This window comes from Brevibacterium sp. RIT 803 (assembly GCF_016892625.1).
Lineage (GTDB): Bacteria > Actinomycetota > Actinomycetes > Actinomycetales > Brevibacteriaceae > Brevibacterium.
Genome location: NZ_JAFEMW010000010.1, coordinates 1 through 1704, shown reverse-complemented (window position 1 = coordinate 1704; position 1704 = coordinate 1). Strand labels below are relative to the sequence as shown.

Below are 1704 nucleotides of genomic sequence, written 5' to 3'. Positions count from 1 at the left end.
CCTGACTTGCACAGTTTTAGTGTCCCGGCCCGGGACCAAAGTTTTCGACATTGCTGATGAGCTCGGCGGCTTGCGGCGGGACATCGGGCGGGAACACGAGCTCGTGCCCATCGATCTCGCCGACGAACTCTCGTAGCGGCCGCAGCGTGGTGATGACCTTCTTCAACGACAACCCTGTGGCTTCTTGCATGAACCGCGCGAGAGCCAACGCCGTGAACACGACCGTCAAATGCGCCTCAATCGCATCCCGTGTGCGATGGAAGATCGGACGGGCCCGAAGGTCAGTCTTCGACATCCGAAAAGACTGCTCGACATGCCATAGATCATGATAGGAACCCACGACTTCACGGGCGGTCATGACCTTGGCCTCGATGTTAGTGACGTACCCCTTCCACCCGGCCAGACCCACCGCCTTGTCGTAACTGGACTCGTCGAAGACCTTCGTCGATCCCTTCGTCTTCACGAACCGTGCGGCCTTCGGCTTCGACTCCCCGTCAATGATGCGCATCGCCCGATTGCGCTGCAGATTCAGTGTCTCTCTGTCCCGCACGGCGCGTTTGCGTCGGTATTGCCACACTGCCCGCCACGCCTTCGGATGCTTAACCGGTGACCACATGGGCTCAGCACGAGTCAGCGTCCGGTTCTTATCCAACCCGACTGTGGTCCTTGGGGTCAGCGTATCGACGAGCTGCCCATCATCAGTGTTTGTCCCGTTCCAGGTGAAGAACGTTGCCAGATCGTTTGGTGCTTTCGTCTGCCGCGAACCCACGATGAACCGTAGCCCGGCATCATCGAGTTCTGTGAGGTTCGCGGTTGAGAGCATTCCGGCATCAGCAACGATGACCATATCGCTGACCCCGTGGCGGTCTTGGAAACCCTTGACGATCGGTATCATCGTGAACGTCTCTGCTTTGTTGCCTTCGAAGCACCCGATCTCTAACGGAAATCCGGTCCGATCGACGAGGAGGCCAACAACAATCTGTGGGTCGACGCGGCGTTCTTTCGAATACCCGACCTTACGCAGACTGTCCTCCTTCTCTGCTTCGAAGTACAGGGTGGTGACATCGTAGAGAATCAATGAGATCCCTGTCGTGGCGACTGAGTAGTCGAAACATTTGCCGGCGATCAGGGATCGGTAGTCGTCATCGATGACGCGTTTGAGGCAGGCAGAGAACGTGTTGCGGTGTTTCGTTTCAGCACCGAGCTCGTCAAGGACCCGGATGCTGTCGGATTTCGATGTAGGTTCGACAAGTCTGGCGAGGACGAGCTGGAAGAACGCATTGTCATCGATGACATCGAAGCCGAGTCGGTCGTAGGCGGTGCGGATGGTGTCGATGAGCAGCCGTGATGCTGATCCCTTCACTCGCCGACGCGATGTTGTCGAGACGTTGCTGCCGGTGTCGAGGTCGAGGGCTAGTTGTCCGGTCGATTCGTTGATTTTCTCGCGGCCGGCTTCTTCGAGTGCTGCGAGTTGGGCTGGGGTGTGGGCGGAGCCGAGGTGGTCGATGACGGTGAGTTTGCCGTGGCGTTTCGTCACGATCTGGACCGCGGTTGCCCCGGATGCGGTCGGGACTTTCCTCAATCGCAGGCTCATGTACCTATTCTACGGACCCATTTAGTGTCCCGAACCAGGAGGCGACGGCGAGGTCACCAGCATAAACGCCAGTCGAACCCGGAAAATCGCCCCCGACTGTGCAAGTCAGG

1 protein-coding gene is annotated in these 1704 nt (G+C 58.4%); it reads right to left on the bottom strand.

Annotated features, from left to right (window positions below):
- Positions 1-16: 16 nt before the first annotated feature.
- Entirely contained in the window at positions 17-1594 is a 1578-nt protein-coding gene (locus tag JTF07_RS20200; protein WP_204235983.1) for an IS1634 family transposase, read from the bottom strand.
- Between the last annotated feature and the right edge of the window lie 110 nt (positions 1595-1704).

Bases quoted from the DNA above. Each gene is read 5' to 3' on its own strand.
- JTF07_RS20200 (WP_204235983.1), bottom strand. From the start codon at position 1,594: ATGAGCCTGCGATTGAGGAAAGTCCCGACCGCATCCGGGGCAACCGCG.